At 67.5% G+C, this 23,545-nt stretch carries 22 protein-coding genes; 5 read left to right on the top strand and 17 right to left on the bottom strand.

Annotated features, from left to right (window positions below):
- Positions 1 to 91: 91 nt before the first annotated feature.
- The gene (locus FB600_RS06665) at positions 92 to 982 is read right to left on the bottom strand and encodes a LysR family transcriptional regulator ArgP (protein ID WP_096752246.1); all 891 of its coding nucleotides are present in this window, start codon (positions 980 to 982) and stop codon (positions 92 to 94) included.
- A gap of 101 nt (positions 983 to 1,083) precedes the next feature.
- Between FB600_RS06665 and FB600_RS06660 the strand changes: the two genes are divergently transcribed.
- On the top strand, positions 1,084 to 1,701 hold the full coding sequence (locus FB600_RS06660) for a LysE/ArgO family amino acid transporter (protein WP_098182367.1): 618 nt from the start codon (positions 1,084 to 1,086) through the stop codon (positions 1,699 to 1,701).
- An 89-nt stretch (positions 1,702 to 1,790) separates the two neighbouring features.
- Here FB600_RS06660 and FB600_RS06655 read toward each other — a convergent pair whose 3' ends face one another.
- Positions 1,791 to 2,495, bottom strand: coding sequence for an SDR family oxidoreductase (locus FB600_RS06655; RefSeq protein ID WP_098151497.1), 705 nt, complete (start codon positions 2,493 to 2,495; stop codon positions 1,791 to 1,793).
- 233 nt (positions 2,496 to 2,728) lie between these two features.
- A complete protein-coding gene (locus FB600_RS06650; protein WP_098151496.1) occupies positions 2,729 to 3,958 on the bottom strand; it encodes an NADH:flavin oxidoreductase/NADH oxidase family protein in 1,230 nt (409 codons plus the stop codon).
- A gap of 75 nt (positions 3,959 to 4,033) precedes the next feature.
- Between FB600_RS06650 and FB600_RS06645 the strand changes: the two genes are divergently transcribed.
- Both FB600_RS06645 and FB600_RS06640 read left to right on the top strand, forming a co-directional pair.
- The gene (locus FB600_RS06645; RefSeq protein WP_096752243.1) at positions 4,034 to 4,501 is read left to right on the top strand and encodes a MerR family transcriptional regulator; all 468 of its coding nucleotides are present in this window, start codon (positions 4,034 to 4,036) and stop codon (positions 4,499 to 4,501) included.
- Between the two features lie 365 nt (positions 4,502 to 4,866).
- A complete protein-coding gene (locus FB600_RS06640) occupies positions 4,867 to 5,757 on the top strand; it encodes a LysR family transcriptional regulator (RefSeq protein ID WP_145756404.1) in 891 nt (296 codons plus the stop codon).
- A gap of 60 nt (positions 5,758 to 5,817) precedes the next feature.
- Here FB600_RS06640 and FB600_RS06635 read toward each other — a convergent pair whose 3' ends face one another.
- The 13 genes from FB600_RS06635 to FB600_RS06575 all read right to left on the bottom strand — a co-directional run bounded on the left by FB600_RS06635 (position 5,818) and on the right by FB600_RS06575 (position 20,186).
- Entirely contained in the window at positions 5,818 to 7,077 is a 1,260-nt protein-coding gene (locus tag FB600_RS06635; RefSeq protein WP_164467692.1) for an alginate lyase family protein, read from the bottom strand.
- Positions 7,078 to 7,278: 201 nt separating this feature from the next.
- Positions 7,279 to 9,099, bottom strand: a complete 1,821-nt coding sequence (locus FB600_RS06630; RefSeq protein ID WP_145756403.1) for a sodium:solute symporter family transporter — start codon at positions 9,097 to 9,099, stop codon at positions 7,279 to 7,281.
- 602 nt (positions 9,100 to 9,701) lie between these two features.
- A complete protein-coding gene (kdgR, locus tag FB600_RS06625; RefSeq protein WP_105819534.1) occupies positions 9,702 to 10,562 on the bottom strand; it encodes a DNA-binding transcriptional regulator KdgR in 861 nt (286 codons plus the stop codon).
- Between the two features lie 190 nt (positions 10,563 to 10,752).
- Positions 10,753 to 11,802 carry an alpha/beta hydrolase gene (locus FB600_RS06620; protein WP_098151494.1) on the bottom strand — a complete coding sequence of 350 codons (1,050 nt, stop codon included), beginning with the start codon at positions 11,800 to 11,802 and terminating at the stop codon, positions 10,753 to 10,755.
- Positions 11,803 to 11,881: 79 nt separating this feature from the next.
- Entirely contained in the window at positions 11,882 to 12,307 is a 426-nt protein-coding gene (locus FB600_RS06615; protein WP_096752238.1) for an organic hydroperoxide resistance protein, read from the bottom strand.
- A gap of 232 nt (positions 12,308 to 12,539) precedes the next feature.
- Entirely contained in the window at positions 12,540 to 13,106 is a 567-nt protein-coding gene (locus tag FB600_RS06610) for a TetR/AcrR family transcriptional regulator (protein ID WP_013688917.1), read from the bottom strand.
- Between the two features lie 72 nt (positions 13,107 to 13,178).
- Positions 13,179 to 13,976 (bottom strand): FadR/GntR family transcriptional regulator, encoded by a 798-nt coding sequence (locus FB600_RS06605; RefSeq protein WP_036028255.1) that lies wholly within the window; start codon positions 13,974 to 13,976, stop codon positions 13,179 to 13,181.
- A gap of 91 nt (positions 13,977 to 14,067) precedes the next feature.
- Positions 14,068 to 15,009 carry an ABC transporter substrate-binding protein gene (locus tag FB600_RS06600; RefSeq protein WP_123037402.1) on the bottom strand — a complete coding sequence of 314 codons (942 nt, stop codon included), beginning with the start codon at positions 15,007 to 15,009 and terminating at the stop codon, positions 14,068 to 14,070.
- A 71-nt stretch (positions 15,010 to 15,080) separates the two neighbouring features.
- Complete coding sequence (locus FB600_RS06595) at positions 15,081 to 16,118, bottom strand: ABC transporter permease (RefSeq protein ID WP_025102230.1); 1,038 nt, start codon at positions 16,116 to 16,118, stop codon at positions 15,081 to 15,083.
- A gap of 29 nt (positions 16,119 to 16,147) precedes the next feature.
- Entirely contained in the window at positions 16,148 to 17,689 is a 1,542-nt protein-coding gene (locus FB600_RS06590; protein WP_036057031.1) for a sugar ABC transporter ATP-binding protein, read from the bottom strand.
- 21 nt (positions 17,690 to 17,710) lie between these two features.
- Complete coding sequence (locus FB600_RS06585; RefSeq protein ID WP_036055030.1) at positions 17,711 to 18,487, bottom strand: SDR family oxidoreductase; 777 nt, start codon at positions 18,485 to 18,487, stop codon at positions 17,711 to 17,713.
- Between the two features lie 52 nt (positions 18,488 to 18,539).
- On the bottom strand, positions 18,540 to 19,817 hold the full coding sequence (locus tag FB600_RS06580) for an L-fuconate dehydratase (RefSeq protein WP_145756402.1): 1,278 nt from the start codon (positions 19,815 to 19,817) through the stop codon (positions 18,540 to 18,542).
- A gap of 177 nt (positions 19,818 to 19,994) precedes the next feature.
- Positions 19,995 to 20,186: a hypothetical protein gene (locus tag FB600_RS06575; RefSeq protein ID WP_145756401.1), complete on the bottom strand. Its 192-nt coding sequence runs from the start codon at positions 20,184 to 20,186 to the stop codon at positions 19,995 to 19,997.
- Between the two features lie 334 nt (positions 20,187 to 20,520).
- On the opposite strand from FB600_RS06575, the gene FB600_RS37120 reads away from it, so the two are divergent.
- The gene (locus FB600_RS37120; RefSeq protein ID WP_133167995.1) at positions 20,521 to 21,624 is read left to right on the top strand and encodes a terpene synthase family protein; all 1,104 of its coding nucleotides are present in this window, start codon (positions 20,521 to 20,523) and stop codon (positions 21,622 to 21,624) included.
- A complete protein-coding gene (locus FB600_RS06570; RefSeq protein ID WP_186023867.1) occupies positions 21,624 to 23,009 on the top strand; it encodes a cytochrome P450 in 1,386 nt (461 codons plus the stop codon). Before FB600_RS37120 ends, FB600_RS06570 begins: the two co-directional genes overlap by 1 nt.
- A gap of 46 nt (positions 23,010 to 23,055) precedes the next feature.
- Here FB600_RS06570 and FB600_RS06565 read toward each other — a convergent pair whose 3' ends face one another.
- A complete protein-coding gene (locus FB600_RS06565; protein ID WP_013688910.1) occupies positions 23,056 to 23,481 on the bottom strand; it encodes a PACE efflux transporter in 426 nt (141 codons plus the stop codon).
- Between the last annotated feature and the right edge of the window lie 64 nt (positions 23,482 to 23,545).

Genomic DNA, 23,545 nt, shown 5'->3' with positions numbered 1-23,545 from the left:
CGCGCCTTGCCTCGCGCAGCGCTCCCGCTTCCCGCCACGAATGCAAATGGCGCCCATTGGGCGCCATTTTTTCGTGCCGCCCCACTCGGGCTCAATCGAGCCAGCGCGCCGCCTGCGTCTTCAGCGCGCGACTGAACTCGTCGAGCCAGTCGATCGAGAGCCGCCAGCTCTGCCAGTAGAGCTCGATATCGATGCTGCGCCCTTCCGAGAGGTCGATCATCTCGCCGGCCGCCACCTGCCGCTCGATCATCCGGTCCGGGCACATGCCCCAGCCGAGCCCCGTCTCGCAGGCGCGCAGGTAACCGGCCACGTGCGGAATCCAGTGCTTGGGCGGATCGAGGTCGGTGCGCACGGCGCGCCGGATGAAACGCATCTGCAGGCTGTCCTTGGGGCTGAACATCACGCAGGGCGCGCAACGCAGGGCCTCGCGCGTGAGCCCGTCGGAAAAATAGCGTGCATGGAAATCGGGCGAGCACACCGCGTGATAGCGGATCCGGCCCAGGCGCGTGGAGCGGCAGCCCTGGATCGGCTCGGCCTGCGCCGTGATCGCGCCCTGCACGCTGCCGTCGCGAATCCGCTCGGCCGTGTAGTCCTGGTCGTCGATCACAAGGTCGAGCAAGGTGTTGCTCTCGGCGCAGAACGGGCCGACCGCGTCGATGAACCAGGTGGCGACGCTGTCGTCGTTGACGGCCACGCGCAGGGTCGGCCAGGCGCCGACACTGCCCGGCAGGTGCGGCACGCGCCCGGAAAGCTCGGCCTCCAGCAACTGCACGCGCTCGGTATGCCGGCACAGCAGCGCGCCCGAGGTGGTCGCCACGCAGGGCTGCCCGCGCTTGACCAGCACGCTGCCGACGCGCTCCTCCAGCAGCTTGACGCGCTGCGAGACGGCCGAGGGCGAGACGTTCAGGTCCCTGGCCGCGCGTTCGAAGGATCCGTGCCGGATCACCGCGGCCAGCGCCTCCAGCAGGGCGTAGTCGAGCATTCAGTTTTCCTTCATCGGCATTAGGGAAATTAGCTTCGCTTATCCAAAGCCTGCCCGCAGACTAGCGGCAATTTCTGAACGAGTCTACTGCCCTCCTTGCCATGAACTGGATTGCCTTCACCCACGGCGCCGCGCTCTGCGCCTCGCTGATCATCACCATCGGCGCGCAGAACGCCTTCCTGCTGCGCCAGGGCATCATGCGCTCGCACGTCGGCAAGATCGTGCTGCTGTGCGCCGCCTCCGACATGCTGCTGATCGCGGCCGGCGTCGGCGGCGCCTCGGTCCTGGTCGAGCGCTACCCGACCTTCATCCACGTCGTGCTCTATCTCGGCCTCGCCTACCTGGCATGGTTCGGCCTGAGTGCGCTGCGCCGCGCGCTGAAGCCGGGCCACGCGACGCTCGACGTGAGCGGCAGCGCCGCGCCGCCCGTGCAGGGCGCCTGGCCGGTAGTGCTCTCCACGCTCGCGCTGACCTGGCTCAACCCGCATGTCTATCTCGACACCTTCCTGCTGATCGGCACGGCCGGCGCCCGCGAGCCGGACGGCACGCGCGCCGCCTTCGCGATCGGCGCGATGCTGGTCAGCGTGCTGTGGTTCGTCGGGGTGGGATATGGCGCGCGCCTGCTCGCGCCCTGGTTCAGGAAGGCGCTCGCCTGGCGCCTGCTCGACGGCGCGGTGGGCAGCATGATCCTGTGCCTGGCGGCCGTGCAGTTGCGCTGAAGCAGGCCCCGGATGCGAGATCGCCGGCCTGCGCGATACGCAAGGCCGGCGATATCTTCATCGGGCGATCGCGCCCGGCTCGAGCCGATTCACAGCGCGCGGACGATCCCGCCGTCCACCCGCAGGTTCTGGCCCGTGATGTAGCCGGCGCCGTTCGACAGCAGGAAGGCCACCGTCTTCGCGATCTCCTCGGTCTTGCCGAAGCGCCCCGCCGGGATCCGCGCGACGATCTCGGGCGTTTCCGGCCAACTGTCGATGAAGCCCGGCAGCACCGAGTTGATGCGGATCCCCGCGCTCGCGTAACGATCGGCATAGAGCTTGGTGAAGGCGCTGAGCGCGGCGCGCAGCGCCGAGGACACCGGCATGGCCTGCTCGGGCGCGTCGGCCGCGAAGCTCGAGATGTTGACCACCGCGCCGCCGCCCTGCTTCTCGAACACCGGCGTCACGCGACGCAGCACGCGCGCCACGTTCAGCACGACCAGGTCGAGGCCGAGATGCCATTGCTCGTCGCCGATCGCGAGCAGATCGCCCTTGGGCGGATGGCCGGTGTTGTTGACGACCGCGTCGATGCGGCCGTACCTGGCGAGCGTCTCGTCGACGAAGCGCCCGATATCGGCATCCTCGGTGACCGAACCGGCGATGCCGAAGCCGCCCAGTTCGGCGGCCAGCTCGACGGCGCTGCCCGAAGGCGACATCAGCGCGACACGATAACCGCCGGCGGCCAGCTCACGCGCGATCGCGGCGCCCATGCCCTTGCCGGCGGCGGTGACGAGTGCAACTTTTTCTGCAGACATGTTTTCTCCTGGGTTGAGAATGGGCGGCCCAGGCTCCGGCCGTCCCGTGCATGCCGCACTGTAGGACGCGCAAACGCCGGTGTCGAATCATCAATTCTGCTTGGAGTCAGGAGAATTTCTACTGTCTTTGCTAATCCCGCGAGGGTCGGCCTTTCCATCAGGAATTAAAGCCCGATGCGGTATGTCGCGATCGCATCGGGTGCCCTTCCATCACCAGTTTTTCTACAGGATATTCAGCGCGCCGCGCCGGTCCAGCGTCGATACTGCCGCGTCTGGCAGGCATTGGCCAGGCGTTGCCGGACCAGCGCGCCGACCGGCCAGACGTCCGGCCGGGTGTGGCGGCCGCGGCTCAGCCTCACCAGCTGGTACTTGACCATCGCCATGTTGGCCATCGCGCCGAGCATCTTGTTCTTCAGCGTGACCGGCCGCAGCATCGGCACGATCTCCTCGCCGGCGCGCCAGCGCCGCGGCAGCGCCGGATCGATCGACATGGCGGTGGCGATGCCGGCCATCGCCACGCCGCTGGCCAGCACCTGCTCGACCACCGCGCGGCGCCGGATCCCGCCCGTCACCATCAGCGGCACGCGCGAGACGGCGGCGATGTCCTCGGCGAACTCCAGGAAATAGGCCTCGCGCGCCAGCGTGCGACCGTCGCGCGCCTGGCCCTGCATGGCCGGCGCCTCGTAGCTGCCGCCCGACAGCTCGATGAGGTCGACAGCGAGTTCGTTGAGCATCGCCACCACCTGTTTCGCGTCCTCGGGGTCGAAGCCGCCGCGCTGGAAATCCGCCGAATTCAGCTTCACCGACACGGCGAAACCGGGGCTCACCACCGCGCGCACGGCGCGCACCACGTCCAGCAGCAGCCGCGCGCGGTTCTCGATCGAGCCGCCCCAGCGATCGCCGCGCCGGTTCGACAGCGGCGAGAGAAACTGGCTCAGCAGGTAACCATGCGCGGCGTGGATCTGCACGCCCGTGAAGCCGGCCGCCTCGGCCAGTTGCGCGGTGCGCGCGAAGCGCCGCGTGACCTCGTCGATGCGCGCCTCGTCCATCGCCTCGGGCACCGGAAAACGGTTCGAGAAGGCGCCCATGTCGAGCGGCACGGCCGAGGGCGCGATGGTCGGCTGGCCGAGCTCGGCCGGCATCTGGCGCCCCGGGTGATTGATCTGCATCCACACCTGGGCGCCGCCCGCGCGCGCTGCCTCGGCCCAGCGCCGGAAGCGCTCGAGGTGCGCATCGTCCTCGAGCACCACGCCGCCCGGCCCCGTCATCGCGCGGCGGTCGATCATCACGTTGCCGGTCAGGATCAGCCCGGCGCCGCCCTCGGCCCAGGCGCGATACAGGCGCAGCAGCGCCTCCGAAGGGGCATGATCGGCATCGGCCAGGTTTTCCTCCATCGCCGCCTTCGCGAGGCGGTTCGGCACGGTCGCGCCGTTCGGCAGTGTCAGCGAATTGAAAAGTGTCATGAGCGGCTCCCCGCATTGAATGCCGCCCACGATAAGTTTAAAGTTCGCTTGAATGTCAAGCCCCGGGAGGCAGCGATGAAGATCGGCGAACTGGCGAAACGCAGCGGCCTCGCGCCGTCGCGGATCCGTTTCTACGAGGCCAGCGGCCTGCTGCGCGCGGCGCAGCGCCAGGCCAACGGCTATCGCGAGTACGCGCCCGAGGCGCAGCTGGTGCTGGCCCTCATCGTGCGCGCGCAGGAAGCCGGCTTCTCGCTCGACGAGATCCGCAGCATGCTGCCCGACGACCTGGCCGACTGGCGGCATGCCGACCTGGTGCCCAAGCTGCGCGCCAAGGTGGCCGATATCGAGGCCATGGAGCAGCGGCTCGCCGCCAGCAAGGCGCGGCTGCTCGAGGTGATCCGGCAGGTCGAGGGCAAGCCCGACGAGATGGCCTGCCGCGACAATGCCAAACGCATGCTCGACGAACTGGTCGCCGCGCCGCCGTCGGCATCATCGCCCGCCCCCTCTCCCTTGCCGCCCGAGCACGCCGACACGGCGAGTTGAGCCCGGGCGATTTCACGCCTTCACAATCCACGCCGCGGCCAGTTGCGGAACGAAACGATCGCCAGGCTGACCGCGATCGAGCCCGTCGCCGCCCGCGGGGCCGCTTCGCCGAGCGGTTCGACGAATCTCGCCCGCGCGCGCTTGCCGACCGTCGATTCGGTCGGCATGCACTGATTCCCCAGCTCCACCCCGGTGGCCCCGTCGCGGCCAGGCTCCGCCGCGGCCCCCGCATGGGTTCCGGTCGGGCATGAGTCGAAATGTCGGGCGCACATGGCAAATCCTTCAAGGCGGCAGGAGTCCGTATTGAACGCGGCGGCGATCGATCCGTAAAATGAATGTTTTGAGCGATTCGATAACTACGCGGAATGGAACTGAAACTGCTGCGCGCCTTCCTGACTGTCACCGAACTGCGCCATTTCGGCCGCGCGGCCGATGCGCTGCACATGAGCCAGCCCGCGCTGAGCAAGCAGATCGGCGCGCTGGAGGCGAGCCTGGGCGGCCGACTGTTCGAGCGCGGCCGGCACGGCGCCGAGCTGACGCCGTTCGGCGACGCCTTCCTGCTCGATGCGCAGGCGTTGGTGCGCGATGCCGACGAGATCCTGGCCCGCGCGCGCGAATCGAGCAGCGGTCGGCGCGGCCATCTGCGGATCGGCATCTGCCTGTCGGTGCTGACCCTGGTGCCGCCGCTGATCGCCGAGTTCCGGCGCCAGCACCCTTCCGTCTCGGTCACGCTGAGCGATCTCTCCTCGGGCGAACAGACGCGGCGCCTGCTGGCCGGCAAGCTCGAAGCCGGCTTCATGCGCATGCCGGCGCAGGCCGTGGAAGGCCTGTCCTCGTTCAAGGTGATGGAGGAAAACCTCGCGCTGGCACTGCCGCCGCAACTGCCGCCGATCACCCCCGCCCAGTTGCCGGCCAGGCTGGCCACGCTCAACGAGATCGGCTTCATCGCGCTGCAGCTCTCGCGCGGCGCCGGCCTGGCCGCGCAGGTCGAGCGCTGGTGCCGCGCGCGCGAGTTCGTGCCGAACGTCAGCCAGCAGGCCGAGGACGTGCAGTCGGTGCTGGCCTCGGTGGCGGCCGGCGCCGGCGTCGCCTTCATTCCCTCGCGCGCGCGGCACCTGCTGCGCGACGCGGCCGTGCTCGAGCTGCGCGATCGCGATGCGCGCTGGCGCGTCGGCCTGGCCTGGCCCGACACGCGCCAGGACCCGGTGATGGAGCGCTTCGTGTCCTTCGTGCGCGCGGCGCTGCGCAAGGCCTGAACCGCCGGGACCTCGCGCAGCGCCGCGTGCCGTCGACGCCGATGCACTTCCGCCCGGCGTTCACTCCACCGGTGTCGACGGGCTGTCGCCGTGCGTCAGCACCTCCCACTGCACGTTGTGGCCGTCGTTCGCCTCGGCGGCCGGAATGATGTCGTCGAGCAGGTGCGCCTTGGTGGCCGGCAGGGACATGCCCTTGCGGATCGCATAGGCGTTGTAGGCCCGCACCATGGTGCCCTTCAACACCGGCACGAACTGGTTCGCATGCCCCGAGACGTCGGTGCAGAGCGCGCCGAGGTAGGCATTCGGCACCGGCTGGTAGGCCGTCTGCGAGGTGTTGCGGGTGCCGTGCAGCAGCTTCGAGAGGAATTCGAGCGAGGTGGTGAGGCGCTCCGCGAACACGGCATAGAGGTCGGTGCCCTGGATATAGGCCGTCTCGGCCGCGTTGAAGGTGGCGGCCATGCCGAGCCCGACGTGCTGCGTATCGCGACAGGTTTCCTGCGTGACGCCGCTGACCTGCGCGTTGAACACGGTCTGGCCGTTCCAGCCGCCCGGGCTGCCGGAGAACTTGACCGGCGCGCCGCCGTCCTTCGCGGCGTTGTAGTAATAGGCCGACATCCACTGGCGGAAGGTGCCGGTGGCGGTGTTGAACAGCGATTGATCGTCGTTGTAGACGGCGATGCCGATCATGCCGTCGATCATGCTGAGCTTCCAGTTGCCGTTGCCGCCATTGCCGTTGCTGCCGGTGATGTAGGGCAGGTGCTGGGTGTTCAGCATGGTGCCGAAGGCCTTGGCGTCGCTGGCCGACCAGCCGCTGTAGGTGTAGCGGATGATCTCGGCGGCGGCCGGCCAGACCTCGGCGGCCCAGGCCGATTGCAGCGGCGCGTTGGCGCCGCGATGGCCGCCCTTCAGGTTGCGCGCGTAGAAGTTCATGATCGACACGGCGTTCTTCGCGTAGGTGCTGTCGCCCGTCAGGTACCACATCAGCGCCTGCGTGTAGGCCGCCGTCATGTCGCTCTGCTCGGCCTTGCAGCCGTGATCGTTCGAGGACGTCGCATCGCAAGAGATATAGCCGCCGCCGAGGTTGCCGGCAATCTTGTAGGTCTTCGAGGCCCAGCTGCTGCCCTTCATCTGGTTGAAGGCGTTGACGAACAGCTTGTCGTTCGCGGCGATCCGCCCTTTCACGTAGTCGAGACGCGCCTGCGTGACGAGGATGCCGGGGTGCTTGAAACCCGCGGCCTGCGCGTTGCCGCCGGCCGCGCCGAGCGCCAGCATCGCCAGCGCGCCGCCTGCCATCATCGAAACCTGGAATCTTCGCTTCATGTCATCTCCTGGGTTGCTATCGATATGGATTGCCGATCGACCGGCTTGCGACTGCCGTGACGATCGAATTTGCCTTTCGAGCTTGCCCCTTGCATCGGCGGGTGGGCACGACCCGCTCGCGCAACGGCCCTCGCCGCGCGTTTCCCGCATCGCGGCGCCCACATCGGGCAGGCGCCGCGACGCTCGATTCGGATGATTGGTTCAGGCGCCGGAGCGCGTCGCGCGCAGGCTGCCGTCGTCGCGCATGTCGCCGAGCATCGGCATGGCCGCGTCCTGCCGCGGCGGTGTCGCCCGCGCGCTGCGCACCAGCAGCGTGCCGATGATGCCGACCGCCAGCGCGCAACCGAGAAACACCAGCCGCCCCCAGGCGGGATTCGGAATCGCCACCATCGCCAGCAGGCCCGCCGTCATCCCCTGCGTGATGCGGCCGAGCTTGAGTCGCTGCAGGCGATCGAACTCGCCCTGCAGGCCGTCGCTGTGGACGGGCGTCGCGTAATCGCGCCAGAACTTCGCCAGCACGCCGGCGCGGGCCGCGTCCGGCTGGCGATGGAACAGCCGCGTGGCGACGAAGAAACCGCCCGTCAGCACGCAATGGCAGAGCACGGCCCACAGGGTGTCGAACTCGGAAGTCTCGCGCGCGCTCAAGCCCCAGCCGAACCAGCGGCTCAGCTCGTGACCGGAGATCACCGCGCTGCACAGGCAGGACACGCCGAGCCCGACCACCACCGTGGCCCAGCCGGCCCAATCCGGCACGCGCCGGATCAGCAGGCCGAGGAACAGCGGCACCACGATCGGCAAGGTCGCCAGGGTGCTCACCCGCATCATCAGCGTGAACAGGCTCAGGCCCGTCAGGTGGGAGAAGCCCAGCGCGACAACGATGATCACCAGCCCGTTGAGCACGTTCATCCCCTTGCCGGCGAGCACCGATTCGCGCTCGGACAGCGCGCGCCCGCCGCGGATCACCGGCTGGTAGAAGCTGCGCACGAAGATCCCGGCGTTGTGGTTCAGCGCCGCGTCCATCGAGGCCATGGTGGCGGAGAACATGCCCGCCATCAGCAGGCCGACCGTGCCGAGCGGCATCGCGCGCTCGACGAACACCAGGAACACCGCGTCGCCCGATTTGGACCCCAGGTCGTGCGCATGCGCGACGGCCACATCGGGATAGAGGATCGCCGCGGCCCAGGGCGGCACCATCCAGATCAGCGCGCCCGCCGTCATTAGCACCAGCGCGAACAGCGCCGCCTGGGTCGCGTTGTGCGAATCCTTGGCGTTCAGGAATCGATAGGCATCCTTCATGTTGTTGATGGCAAGCATCTGCTTGACGCACAGGAACAGGAAGGAGCCCACCAGCAGACTGCCGTGGCTGTAGTCGGGCCCGGTGAAGAAATCGGCCGGAAAGCGCGCGACGATCTCGCCCGGCCCACCCAGCTTGACCAGCGCGACGATCGCGCAGGCCACCGACATCACCGCCACCACGATCGACTGCACGAAATCGGAGGCGACCACGCCCCAGGCGCCGCCGAGGAAGGACAGCGCCAGCACCGACAAGCCGGTGAGCCAGAGCGTGGTGCTCAGGTGGACGCCCGTGACGGCCGAGAAGAACACCGCCAGCGCGTTGAGCGAGACGGCACCTTGCAGGATCGACAGCGGAATCACCGACCAGGTGAAGAACTGTTCGTTGCCGCGCCCGAAGCGCTGGCGGATCGCCTGGGTGGGCGCGTCGCAACGCAGTTGGCAGAAGCGCCTGCCGAACCAGAAGGTGGCGACCAGGTAGCCGACGCAGTTGCCGATATAGACGTAGCAGGCCGGCAAGCCGTTGCGGAAGGCCTCGCCGGCGGCGCCGGTGAAGGTCCAGGCCGAGAACTGGATCATGAAGGCGGAGCTGCCGACCATCCACCACAGCATGCGGCCGCCACCGCGAAAATAATCGCTGGCCGACTGGCTGGCCATCTTCCTGAACGCGGCGCCGATCGCGAACATCAGCAGGAAATAGCCGACCACCACGGCGATATTGACGTCCATCTGTCTCGTCCTTGTCGTTCTTGATATGGATGCCGAAACGTCTGCCGCGCCAACGCCCGAACTGCTTTCCCCAACCGATACGACGGCACGCTGCGCGAGGATTCCCGGACTTGCCGCCCGGGCCGGCATGAAGGCAATCTAGCACGCATCCGGAACGATGGTCCGAATCGAAATGCACTGAACCGCCTATCGTTTACCCCTGAAAATCAAGGTTGTATCGATAAATCACTGCCATTTCCATCAGTCATCTTTTCGACAGCTATTTCTTTTTGATTGAACTCGAAACGATGTTCCGGAAATTTGATCGATGTGATTCAATGCCGGCTGCAATGAAAATGACAACCCGGCCACTGGAGGAGAAATGAAGCAAGACGGTCCGCCCGTAGCGGCGATCCGGCGCCGCATGGTCTGGCGGCCCACGGCGCGGCGCATGTGCCGGCAGGGCGCCACGACGACATGCTGTCTTATGGCGACGACGACTTCATGGAAGCGCTGATGCGCTCGCAAGGGCACGACCGCTTCGCGTGGCAATGAAAGCGCATGGCGTGGCCGGGTCGATGGCCGTGCCGGTCGCGCGGCTGCGTGGCACCGCGCGCCGCCGCTCAGCGCGACGCGGGCCAGGGACCGCGATAGCCGATTCGCGCCGAGATCGCCTGGGCGGCCTCGCGCAGCAATTCGACGTAGTGAGTACGGGTGTTCGCGCCGCAGCGCATGGTGGGAAACGAGATCGACAGCGCCGCGACGGCATTGCCGAAGCGATTGAAGATCGGCGCCGCGAGACAGCGCAGCCCCTCCTCCTGCTCCTCGTCGTCCTCGCCGTAAGCCTGCCGCCGTATCTGCGGCAGGATCGCGATCAGCGCCTCGGCCGAGCCGAGCGTGCGCGCGGTGGAAGGCTTGAACTCGACGCGCGCGAGCGTCTCGCGTACTTCGTCCTCGGGCATGAAGGCCAGCAGCACCTTGCCGATCGCGGTGCTGTAGAGCGGATTGCGGCGGCCGACGCGCGACTGCATGCGCAGCCCGTAATCGGCGTCGATCTTGTGGATGTAGATGATGGCGTCCTCGTCGAGCGCGCCGAGGTGGATCGCCTCGCGCGTCATCGAGGCGATATGGCGCATCTCGAGATCGGCCTCGCGCACCAGGTCGACGCTCTCCAGTGCCTTGGCGCCGAGCTCGAACAGGCGGATCGCGAGCCGGTAGTGCTCGCCCGCGCCATCCTCGCCGGCCACGCGCGCCACGTAGCCGAGCGACTCGAGCGTCTGCAGCAGGCGCTGCACCACCGGCCGCGACATGCCCAATTGCTGGGACAATTCCGCCGCGCCCGCCGTGCCGCTCGCGCCGAGCGCCGACAGGATCGTGAAGACCTTGCCGACCGCCGCGACCGATTCGGTCCTGTCCGCGCCGGGCTCGGCCGGCGTCTCGCCTACCGCCTGCTTGCCGCCGCGCGACCTGGGCATTGATGTCATGTCCGCCTGTCCGTGAGATCCGAAACCGCCAAGCATAACGCGTCGCGCGGGCCGATCGCCAATGCGGCGCGCCCGAGGGGCTCGAATGTGGGTTATCGGCGACGCTCGCGTGCGCCGGAACCGCTGGACATGAAAACGGCCCGGCCGCGCGTGCCAGCGCGGCCGGGCCGTGTCATCGAGGCGCGACGCCTCAGTTCAGGCGCGTCTTCAGCTCGTTGGCCATCGCCTTCATCGCCGCCTTGGTGGCCGGATCCTCGGCCAGCGCGTTCAGCAGTCCGAAGTCATGGATGGTGCCGTCGTAGCGCGTGGTGGCAGCCTCCACGCCGGCCGCGTCGAGCTTGCGGCCATAGGCTTCGCCCTCGTCACGCAGCACGTCGAACTGCGCGACCTGGATCAGCGCGGGCGGCAGGCCCTTCAGCTCGTCGAGCGAGGCGCGCAGCGGCGAGGCGTAGATCTCGTTGCGTTGCGCTTCCTTCTTCGTGTACGCGTCCCAGAACCACTTCATCATCGGCCGCGTCAGGAAGTGATCCTTCTGGTACGCAATGTAGGAGCCATCGTTGAAGTTGTGGTCCGTCACCGGCCAGAGCAGGCCCTGGAATCGGATCGCCGGGCCGCCCTTGTCCTTCGCCATCAGGGACACCACCGCCGCCATGTTGCCGCCGACGCTGTTGCCCACCACCGCCAGACGGCTGCCGTCCACGCCGATCTCGTCGCCGTGCGCGGCCACCCACTTGGTGGCGGCATAGGCCTGGTTGATCGCCACGGGGTACTGCGCTTCCGGCGAAGGCGTGTAGTTCACGAACACCGCCACCGCGCCGGATTGCACCACCAGGTCGCGCACCAGCCGCTCATGGGTCGGGAAGTCGCCGAGGATCCAGCCGCCGCCGTGGAAGAACATGAACACCGGCGGGTTGCCCTTCACGCCTTCCGGACGCACGATCGTGACCGGCACGCTCAGGCCGTCCTGTTCGATGGTGCGGTTCGACACCTCGATGCCCGACAGATCGACCTTCACGCTGTTCTGCGCGCCCACCAGCACCTGCCGCGCCTTTTCCGGCGACAGGGTCTCGAGGCCCGGGCCCTTCTGGCTGTTGAGGGCGGCGAGGAAGCGGCTCGTGACCGCATCGGGTTGGTCCACCGGCGCGGCCGACGGAGTGTGCGAGCCGGCCGTGCCGGCAGCGAACGCGGAGGTGGCGGCGGCAATCGCGACGGCAATCAGCAGCGGCTTGACGATCTTCATGATGGACTCCTGGGCAATGTGCCCGAATGGTTTGGACTGGATGGCGGATTTCGATGCGGGGAGAAGCGAGCGCCGGCGATCAGACCAGCGTGAGCGTGACGTCGATGTTGCCGCGCGTCGCGTTCGAATACGGGCAGACGATGTGCGCCTTCTCAACCAGCGCCTGGGCCGCTTCGCGCTCCATGCCGGGCAGCGAGATCTTCAGTTCCACCTCGATGCCGAAGCCGTTCGGGATCGCGCCGATGCCGACGCTGCCGTCGATCGCGACGTCGGCCGGGATCCTGATCTTGTCGCGCGCCGCGACGAACTTCATCGCGCCGAGGAAGCAGGCGCTGTAGCCGGCCGCGAACAGTTGTTCCGGGTTCGCGCCTTCGCCGCCTGCGCCGCCCAGCTCACGCGGCGTGACCAGCTTGAAATCCAGCTTGCCTTCGGGCACCACGGCGCGGCCGTCGCGGCCACCGGTGGCGTGAGCATGGGCGCGGTACAGAACGTTTTCGATCGACATGACTGACTCCTGTTGGATGAATGAACCAGGCCGGGGCGGAACCCTTTCCGCCATCGCCGGCTGAACTGCTCGCCGCGCCGCTATCGACTACTAGATAGACAACACGACTCAAAAAATGCAGACCTTGCCGTCTGCGCTGTTTCCTGCAATTTTATCTACCAATAGATAGATACCCAGCTTCAATAAAAAGGCGGTGAACCGCCTTTCGATCTTTTTACCTACCTCCGCCGCGTCAGGGCGCTTTTCTCCACGCCTTCTCGACTTCGTCCAGGCGCGCCTTCGACTTGAACAGCCGGCTCGCCAGCACCGCGCCCTGGAACGCGGCGTACAAGGTGCGCGCCGCATGTTCGGGCTTGCCGCTGAACACCAGCGTGCCGTCGGCCGCGCCCTGCTCCAGCAGCGCCGCGAGCCATTGCTCGTTCGCGTTGAAGAACGCCTGCACCGCCTGCCGCACCGGCTCGGGCAGCGATTCGATATCCGCCGCCAGCATGCCGCACAGGCAGATCTGGTTGCCGTCGCCGAGCGTCTTGCCGAACAGCTTCGTGTAGCGGCTCAGCTTCTCGTCGGCCGGCAGCGAGGGGGAAATGGCAGCGACGCCGTTCATCACCGTCTCGCTGTACTCGCGCACCGCTTCGAGCACCAGGTCGTCCTTCGATGGAAAGTAGTAGTGGATGCTCGAGGTCTTCACCCCCACCCGCTCCGACAGATCGCGATAGCTGAACCCGTTGTAGCCGAGGAGCATGATCAGCTCGATGGCGTGTTCGAGAACCTGTTCGCGGACTGGCGTTTTCGTTTCCATGGGTCGTAATTTATCTACTGGAAGATAGAGAGTCAAGCGGTTTTTCAAAAAATTTTTGGGGCCGCGAACCGCTCAATCCATCGCCCGCCCAAAGATCCGCACCACCTCGTCCAGATGCCCGGCCATCGCGCGGCGCGCCGCACCGGCGTCGCGCGCGCGGATCGCGTCGAGAATCTCGCGATGCTCCAGCTCCGAGCGATGCGGCATGTCGTTCGACATGTACAGCGACTGCAACCTCCGGAACATCGGATCGTATTTGTGCGCGAGCAACTGCTTGATGATCAGCGCGTAGGCGGGATTGTCGCTGGCCTCGGCGATGCGGATATGGAACAGCCGGTCGCCGGGATGGGTGAGCGAGCCGCTGCGGTTGTCTTCCTGGTTGCGCAGGAAGGCGGCGTGGATCGCCGCGATCTGCGTCTGCGAGCCGTGCTTCGCGGCGAGCGCCGCGGCTTCCGGCTCGATCAGCCGGCGCGCCTGCAGCAGCGCGAACGGCGGAATCTCGGTATCGAGGTCGAGCGCGATGCCGAGCTCGGGGTCCACCTCGACGATGCCCAGCGGCGCGAGCTTCCTGTCCGGCACATCGGGAAGCCCGGACGCCGCGGCACGCACCGGCAGCGCAGCCGCCGTCGCGCCCGCCTCGGGCTGGCGCACCTTCACACCATCGCCCACACGAACGCTGACACGCCCGCTCACCTCAAGCGCGATCAGCGCCTCGCGCACCGAGGTGCGCGACACGCCGAACTGCTCGGCCAGCTCGCGCTCGGGCGGCAGGTAGCTGCCCGGCGGGAAATCGCCGGCCTCGATCAGGGCACCGAGCTTGTCGGCGATCTGCTGGTAGAGGCGACGGTTCTGGATCGGCTGGATGGACATGCCTGGGCCTTGCTGGGCGGTTTCATTCCGAAACATCGCGTGCCGCCGCATCGGCGTGTCGCCCGATGCAACGACGACGCGATACGCGGGTTCAGTCGTACAGCGCCGCGGCGATCTTCGGATCGTCGATATTGCTCTTGTCGTACCAGTAGAAGCCGGTGTCGATCACCTTCGGCAGCTTCTCGCCCTTGATCGCCTTCACCGCCGCCTCGACCGTCTTGTAGCCGATGCCGACCGGGTTCTGCGTGATCGCGCCGGCCATCAGCCCGCTGCGGATCGCGTCCTTCTGCTGCTTGCCCGAGTCGTAGCCGACGATCACCACCTTGCGCTTCATCTCGCGCACGCCGTTCACCACGCCGATCGCCGAGCCCTCGTTGGTGCCGAACAGGCCCTTGAGCTTCGGATAGGCCTGCAGGATCGACTTGGTCACCTCGGTCGACTTCAGCTGGTCGCCCTCGCCGTATTGGACGGTGACGATCCGCACCTTCGGGTGCGCCGCCTTCATGCGCTCCAGGAAGCCGTCGCGCCGGTCGATGCCGGTGCGGCTGGTCTGGTCGTGCGCGACCACCGCCACCTCGCCCTCGTCGCCGATCAGCGCGGCGAGCTTGTCGGCGGCCAGCGCCGCGGCGGCCTTGTTGTTGGTGGCGGCGGTGGTGACGGGGATGTCGCTGTCGACGCCCGAGTCGAAGGCGATCACCGGGATCTTCTGCGCCTGCGCCTTCTTCAGCAGCGGCAGCGCGGCCTTGCTGTCGAGCGCCGCGAAGCCGATCGCGGCCGGCTTCTTGGCGATCGCGGCCGACAGCATGTCGATCTGCTTGTCCACCATCGCCTCGGTCTCGGGCCCCTCGAAGCTCACCTTCACCTTGTAGTCGGCGGCGGCCTGCATCGCGCCGGCCTTCACGGCCTGCCAGAACTGATGCTGGAAGCCCTTCGAGATCAGCGGGATATAGGTTTCCTGCGCCTGCGCGCCGGCCGCGAGGCCAACCGCGAACGTCACCCCGACCACCGCCTTCAACAGCTTGCTCCTGATCACTTCGCGTCTCCTTTTTTCGTATCGAGTGGGATGCCGGCCGGAACCGGCAGTGAAGCGCATGCCCGCGCGCGTCAGCGGCGCCGACGACGCAGGATGTCGACGTAGACGGCCAGGATGATGATCACGCCCGTCACGACGGTCTGCCACTCCTGCGCCACCGACATGATGCGCAGGCCGTTGGTCAGCACGCTCATGATGAACGCGCCGATGATGGTGCCGAGGATGCTGCCCGCGCCGCCCGACAGCGAGGTGCCGCCGATCACCACGGCGGCGATCGCGTCGAGCTCGTAGCCCTGGCCGAGCGCCGGCTGGGCGGAATTGAGGCGCGAGGCGATCAGCAGCCCGGCGATCCCGCATACCGCGCCGCTGAAGGTATAGACGGCGATCTTCCAGGCGTCCACGTTCACGCCCGACAGCCGCAGCGCCTCCTCGTTGCTGCCGAGCGCGAAGGTGTAGCGGCCGAACAGGGTCTTGTTGAGCACGATCGAGGCGCCGATCGCGACCAGGAACAGGATCAGCACCGCGTTGGGGATCGGCAGCGCCGGGATCAGGTTGCCGATCAGCGAATCCTGCGCGATCGCGGTGAAGCCGGGCGTGTCGTTGAAGTAGATCGGGCGCGTGCCCGAGATCACCAGCGACAGGCCCTTGAGCAGCATCATCATGCCCAGCGTGGCGATGAAGGGCGGCACCTTCATCTTCGCAATCACGAAGCCCGACACGCAACCGGACAAGGCCCCGAACAGCAGCGCGGCCAGGATCCCGAGCGGCAGCGGCATGCCCCAGTTGGTCAGCACCACGCCGGCCATCACCGCGCAGAAGGTCATCAGGGTGCCGACCGAGAGGTCGATGCCGGAGGTGATGATCACGTAGGTGCAGGCCACCGCGAGCACGCCGTTCACGGCGGTCGCCTGCAGGATCGACACCAGGTTGTCGACCTCCAGGAAGTTCGAGGAGGCGATGCTGAAGAACACGATCAGCAGCAGCAGGCTGGCGAAGGCCAGCAGCTTCTGGCGCGCGGCCGGATTGAAGAAGCGGGCCCGCAGGCTGGAGGCGGTGGCGGGCGTCTCGCCGGAAGCGAGGGGCGGGACGGGATGCGTATCGTTGGACATGATGGCTTTGGGCGTCTGGGTCGGCTGGGTCAGGACAGGACGGTCGATTCGCGCTGCGTGGCGAGCTGCATGATCTTTTCCTGCGTGGCCTCGGCCGCGCTCAGCTCGCCCGTGACGCGGCCTTCGCACATCACCAGGATGCGGTGGCTCATGCGCAGCACCTCGGGCAGTTCGGAGGAGATCATCACGATCGCCTTGCCGGCGGCGGCCAGCGCATCGAGCAGCTTGTAGATCTCGCTCTTGGCGCCGACGTCGATGCCGCGCGTCGGCTCGTCGAAAAACAGGATGTCGCAATCGCGCAGCAGCCATTTCGCGATCACGATCTTCTGCTGGTTGCCGCCCGACAGCAGCCGCGCCGGCTGCGTGACCGAGGGCGTGCGGATCGCCAGTTGGCGCACGTAGCCTTGCGCGGTGTCGCGCATCTTGCGCGCGTCGAGGAACAGGCCGCGGCGCAGGAAGCGGCGCATGCTCGACAGCGCGATGTTGTTCTGCACGTCCAGCCCGACCGCGAGCCCGAAGTGCTTGCGATCCTCGGACAGGTAGCCGATGCCGAACTTCACCGCGTCGGCCGGCGTGCGGATCGTCACCGCGCGGCCATGCACGCGGATCTCGCCCGCGTCGATCGGGTCCGCGCCGAACACGGCGCGCGCCACTTCCGTGCGGCCCGCGCCCATCAGCCCGGCGAAGCCGAGGATCTCGCCGCGCCGCAGCGTGAAGCCGACCTCGCGGATCGCCCGGCCGCGCGACAGGCCACGCACTTCCAGCGCGACCTCGTTGGCCGAGGTATCGGGCGGCGTGCGCGATTCCGTTTCGAGCTGTCGGCCGACCATCATCGAGATGATGCTGTCCATCGAGGTGCCGGCCATCGGCACGGTGGCCACGTACTTGCCGTCGCGCATCACCGTCACGCGATCGGCGATCTGGCGCAGCTCGTCCATCTTGTGCGAGATGTAGACGATGCCCACGCCGTTGGCGAGCAGGTCGCGGATGATGCGGAACAGCTCGGCGATCTCGGCGTTGTTGAGCGCGGCGGTGGGCTCGTCCATGATCAGCACGCGCGAATCGAAGGACAGCGCCTTGGCGATCTCCACCATCTGCTGTTTCGCCACCGTCAGCTGGCCGACCGGCGTGCGCGGATCGAGATCGAGGCGCATGCGCGCGAAGATCGCCGCGGCGTCGCGATTGAGCCGCTCCTCGTCGACGAACACGCCCAGGCGGCCGCGCGGCTCGCGGCCGATGAAGATGTTCTGCGCCACGCTCAGGTGGTTCATCAGGTTCAGCTCCTGATGAATGATGCCGATGCCGAGCGCCTGCGCGGTGCGCGGATCGGCGATCTCCACCGCGCGGCCGTCCATGCGGATCTCGCCCTCGTCCTTCTGGTAGACGCCGGCCAGGATCTTCATCAGGGTCGACTTGCCCGCGCCGTTCTCGCCCATCAGCGCATGCACCTCGCCGGCGCGCAGGTCGAAGCGGCAGTCGTCGAGCGCCAGCACGCCGGGGAAGCGCTTGCTGATGCCGCTCAGCGCGATCAGGGGCGCGCGTTCGGCGCCGGAGTTCGATTCGGTTGGCATGGGTTCGGGGTTCCGCTGCATTCAGCTGATCGCGCGATCGAGGTGGGTGTAACCGCCATCGACGAACAACCACTGGCCGGTGGTATGCGAGGCGCGCTCCGACAACAGGAACACGGCCGTATCGGCGATCTCCCCGGCCGTGGTGAAGCGCCTGCCGAGCGGCACCTTGCCGGCGATGTCGTCGAGCTTGGCTTGCGGATCGTCGAAGCCGGCGATCCAGTCGCGATACAGCGGCGTCATCACCTCGGCCGGAATCACCGCGTTCACGCGCACGCCGTCCTCGCGCAGCGCCACCGCCCATTCGCGCGTCAGCGAGAGCTGCGCGCCCTTCGAGGCGCAGTAGCCGCTGGTATTGCCCTGCCCGGTGACGGCCGTCTTCGACGAGACGTTGACGATCGCGCCGCGTGCCGCCTTCAGGTGCGGCACGCAGTGATGCGCCATCACGTAGTAGTGGATCAGGTTGCGTTCGAGCGAGGCGACGAAGGCCTCGCGCCCCGCGTCGAGGCCGATGCTGTCGTTGATGCCGGCGTTGTTGACGAGGCCGTCGAGGCGGCCGAAACGGGCGACGGCCCGCGCCACCGCCTCGCGGCATTGCGCGTCGTCCTGCAGCTCGACCGCGAAGAAGGCCGCGCGCGGCTGCTTGCCCACGAGTTCCTGCCAGAACGCGTCGTCCGGCGCCTGGCGCGCGAACACCACGGGAATCGCGCCTTCACCGGCCAGCCGCATCGAAATCGCCGCGCCGATGCCCGACGCGCCGCCGGTCACGATCACGACCCTGTCCTGCAGATTCAAATCCACTTCGCGTCTCCGTCGTTCGTGTTCTGCCGGCCTCGATGGGCGGGCCGTATCCTCAGCCTCGGAACCGGTACTGCTCCAGCGATTCGGGTTTCATCTCGATCGAGAAGCCGGGCGCGCTCGGCGGCATGTAGGCCGCGTCGCGCACCACGCAGGGCTCGACGAAATGCTCGTGAAGATGGTCGACATACTCGATCACGCGGCCCTCGCGCGTGCCGGCAATGCAGACGTAATCGATCATCGCCAGGTGCTGCACGTATTCGCACAGGCCCACGCCGCCCGCGTGCGGGCATACCGGCAAGCCGTATTTCGCGGCCATCAGCATCACCGCCAGGATCTCGTTGACGCCGCCGAGACGGCAGGCATCGATCTGCACCACGTCGATCGCGCCGCGCGCGATGAACTGCTTGAACAGCACGCGGTTCTGGCACATCTCGCCGGTGGCCACCTGCACCGGGCCGATCGCCTCGCGGATCTTGCGATGCCCCTCCACGTCGTCGGGGCTGGTGGGCTCCTCGATGAACCAGGGCTTGGCGAAGGCCAGCTCGCGCACCCAGTCGATCGCCTCGTCCACTTCCCAGACCTGGTTGGCGTCGATCATCAGCTTGCGATCGGGGCCGATCACCTCGCGCGCGATCGTCACGCGGCGGATGTCGTCCTCCAGGTTCGCGCCCACCTTCAGCTTCACGTGGTTGAAGCCGGCGTCGATCGCTTCATGGCAGAGCCGGCGCAGCTTGTCGTCGCTGTAGCCGAGCCAGCCGGCCGAAGTGGTGTAGCAGGCGTAACCCTCGCGTTCGAGCGTGGCGATCCGCTCGGCCTTGCCGGGCGCCTGCTTGCGCAGCAGTGCCAGCGCCTCGTCCTGCGTCAGGCAATCGGTCAGGTAGCGGAAGTCGATGGCGCGCACGAATTGCTCGGGCGTCATGTCGGCCACCAGGCGCCACAGCGGCTTGCCCTCGGCCTTGGCCCACAAGTCCCAGGCGGCGTTGACCACCGCGCCGGTGGCCAGGTGGATCGCCCCCTTGTCCGGGCCGATCCAGCGCAACTGGCTGTCGGAGGTCACGTGGCGCCAGAAGCGGCCCATGTCCTCGCGAATCCAGTCCAGGTCGAGACCCACCACCAGATGGCGCATCGCCTCGATCGCCGCGCAGCAGATCTCGTTGCCGCGGCCGATCGTGAAGGTCAGCCCGTGTCCTTCCAGGCCTTCCCGATCGGTTTCGAGCACGACGTAGGCGGCCGAATAATCGGGATCCGGATTCATCGCGTCGGAGCCGTCGAGCTGGCGTGAAGTCGGAAAGCGCACGTCGAGGACGCGCATCGATCGAATGATAGGCATGACTAATTGTCTGAGAAAAGAAACCGGACTTGCGTGATGCGCGGAGGGACAGGCAGCCGATGTCCGGCGCGCGATTGGCACAAAGGACAAAAGGTCCATCCAATGATAGTGAGCGACCCGGCGTTTGTCACGGAAAGCGAACGCAGGGTTTTCCTGGGCGTGTGATGACAGGTCCTGTCACGCCGAGGACATCGACGGCCGGCGAGTGACGGCCGGCAGTTGCGCCATCACGGGATAGTCGCCGGCCGGCCCGGCGTAGAGATTGACGGTCACGCTGGTGACGGCCGGGGTCTGCGCCAGGCTGGGGCTGGGTGCCACGAATACCGCGATCATGCCGGCCAGCACCGCGCCGATGAACTGTTTGCGCATCGCCGCTTCTCCACGATGAAGTGTGCCCGATGACTTCCGCTCCCGACCACATGACGACAGAGGCCGCGATAGCAGGCCCTTGTCGGGCGGCGGGACCGGACATCCCTTAAGTCTGGGGAATAAACTCCCGGCGCGGCACGTTCTCTCCAGCAACGATCGCCGCTCGGGATCCGCCCATGTGCAGCCGCACCTCGGCTCGTCCTTTCACCTCTCTTTCGTCACAGCGTCGCTCGGATACGCAGCTGGCCGCGTGAACCGCCAAGCCACCCGGTTTGGGCATCGAAGCAGCAAACGCGTCGCCGGTTTCCCCCTTACCCAATGCGACAAGATCACTGTGAACCATCCAATCTGTCTGGAAGCGGCGCCCCCTTCCCTGCTGGAAGCGATGCCCGTGTTCTACTGCCCGATCGCGCCCGCCATCTCACCCGCCACGGCCGAAGCCGAGGCCCGGGTGCTGGCCTGGGCCGATCGTTTCGAACTCCACGAGGACGCCCGCCAGCGCGAGTACCTGGCCCGCGCCCGATTCCCGCTGTTCCCGGCTCGATCGATGCCGGATGCGGATCCACATGGGCTGACGCTGGCCGGCAAGGAGGTGATGTGGCTGCAGTCCTTCGACGACGTCCATAGCGACGAGAAACCCGGCGGCACGCCGCTCGACGAATACGTGGTTCTGCTCGCGAAGCTGGCGCGCATCCTCGAAGAGCCGCGCGCCGACCTGCTGCCCGGCAATCGCTGGGCGGCCGCGCTGCGCGACCTGCGGCTCGACGTCGAGGCGCATGCCACCCACGCGCAACTGGATCGCTGGGTGCGTGCCCACATCGATTACTTCGACGGCCTGTTGTGGGAAGCGGTCAACCGCGCGCAAGGCGCCAGCCCGCGCATCGACGACTACATCGCGATGTGGCTGAAGCAATCCGGCGTCTACCCCTGCATCGCCTTCACCGACCTCGCCTGCGGCTACGAAGTCCCGGCCGCCGGCTGGCACGATCCGCGCGTGAGGATGCTGCGCGAGATGACGGCCGCCATCATCGGCTGGGACAACGACCTGACCTCCTACAACAAGGAAGCGCTGCGCGCCGAGCAATACGGTTTCCCGGCGATCCAGAACCTGGTTGCCGTGATCGCCGAGGCGCGCGAATGTTCGGTGGGCGAGGCGGTCGGCCTGGTGAGCGCGATGCGCAACCACGCGATGGCCCGCTTCGTCGCGCTGCGCGAGCGCGTGAGCGCCGATGGAGACACCGCCACCACGCGCTACGTGCATGGGCTCGCGCAGTGGATCCGCGGCTACCTCGACTACAGCGCGCTCTCGCCGCGTTATCTCCAGCCGGCCAGCGCGTTCGAGCATGTGCTCGCGCACGGCTGGCCGATCAGCGAAACCCAGCCGGACGACGGGCAAGCCAAACTGCCCGCGCCGGCCTCGCTTGCGGGGTGGTGGTGATGGATATCGACCTGACCGACAAGCCGGCGCACGTGGATCCCGCTCCGCTGCCCGAAGCACCGATTCCGCGCGCCCCCGGCAGCCTGCCGATCGTCGGCCACGCGGCCCGGCTGCTGTTCAAGCCGCTGAGCTTCCTCAGCGGCCTCGCGCCGCTCGGCGGCCTGGTACGCGTCGACCTCGGGCGGCTGCCGATGCTGCTGCTCACCGATCCCGAGCTGACGCGCCAGGTGCTCAACGACAGCCGCACCTTCGACAAGGGTGGCGCGCTGTTCGACAAGGTGCGCGAACTGACCGGCAACAGCCTGCTCACCAGCCGCTACGACGACCACAAGCTGCAGCGGCGCCAGATGCAGCCGGCCTTCTCGCGCAAGCGGATCCTCACCTACATCGACGTGATGAACGAGGCGATCGGCGGCGTGATCGGCGGCTGGTGCGACGGCGACGTGGTCGACCTGACGGCGGCCTGCTACGACATCACGGCGCGCACGGCCTCGCGCACCATGTTCGCCGCCGACGTGGCCGGGGCGGCGGCAGCTTCGCTGGTGGAGGATCTCTCGGTCTACCTGGGCGGCTTGTTCGTGCGGATGATGCTGCCCGGCGGCCTGCCGGGCAGGGTGCCGACGCCGGGCAGCCTGCGCTACGACCGCGCGGTGGCGCGCCTGCACGCGGCGATCGAACAGATCATCGACGCCTATCGCGCCTCGGGCGTCGATCACGGCGACCTGCTCTCGATGATGCTGGCCGCGCGCGACGAGGACGGCCAGCCCTGGTCGCAGCAGGAAGTCCACGACCAGGTGATCACGCTGTTCCTGGCCGGCATCGAGACCACGGCGGGCGTGATGAGCTGGACGCTCTACCTGCTCGGCCGACATCCGGATATCGCGGAACGTGCGGCGGCGGAGGTGCGAACCACCTTGGGCGACGCGGCGGTGCCGCAGGCGGAGCACCTGATGCAATTGGGCGAAACGCGCCGCGCCATGATGGAGGCCTTGCGCCTGTATCCGCCCGGGTGGATCTTCACGCGGGTGGTGACGCGCGACACGATGCTGGGCCCTTATCGCCTGCGCGTCGGCGACGGGCTGGCCTACAGCCCCTATGTCCTGCATCGCAATCCGGCGCTGTTCGCGGCGCCCGAGCGCTTCGATCCGGATCGATGGCTGCCGGAGCGTGCCGCCGCGATTCCCGAGCACGGCTTCATCCCGTTCGGCGGCGGCGTGCACAAGTGCATCGGCGATCAGTTCGGCACCACCGAAAACCTGCTGGCGCTGGCCGCCATCCTGTCGCGCTGGAAGCTGGAGCCGGTGACGAGCCAGCCCGTCGAGCCGATACCGCGACGCGCCACGCTGAGCCCGTCGCGGTTCATGGTGAGGTTGCGGCGGCGGTAGCGGCAGCCGGGCCCTGAAGCGGGCGGCCCGGCAAGGACCGCCCGCTTCACTCCTGCAAGGCCGAGCTCGGCACCCCGAACACCAGGTCGAACAACCAGTTGAAGGCGAAGGTGTAGCAGGGGATCAGCACGATCAGGGCGAGATCGAGCAGGAAGGCTTGCGCCAGGCTGATCCCCATCCACCATGCGATCAAGGGGATCAGGAACAGGATCAGGGTGAGCTGGAAACCAACCGCGTGCAGGATGCGCCGCGCCACCGTGCGCGTGCGATTCGCCTGGCGCGCTTCCCAGCATTCGAACAGCGTGGTGTAGACGAAATTCCAGCTCACCGCGATGGTGGTGATGATCACCGACAACGGCCCCGTGCTGGTGGGCGACTGTCCCGACAACAGCGCCAGCCCCAGCGCCGAAATCAGCATGCCGATGATTTCGTAGAGCGACACATACAACAGCTTGCGTTTCAGGCCCTGCATATTCCCGCCTCCGTTCGTGACAAGCACGTGGAAAGCCGCGAATATAACGTCAGCGCAACTGACA

It is taken from the genome of Burkholderia sp. SJZ089 (assembly GCF_007828315.1).
GTDB lineage: Bacteria > Pseudomonadota > Gammaproteobacteria > Burkholderiales > Burkholderiaceae > Burkholderia > Burkholderia gladioli.
Note: the sequence above shows the minus strand (reverse complement) of the source record. Positions and strands in the feature narration are given on the sequence as shown.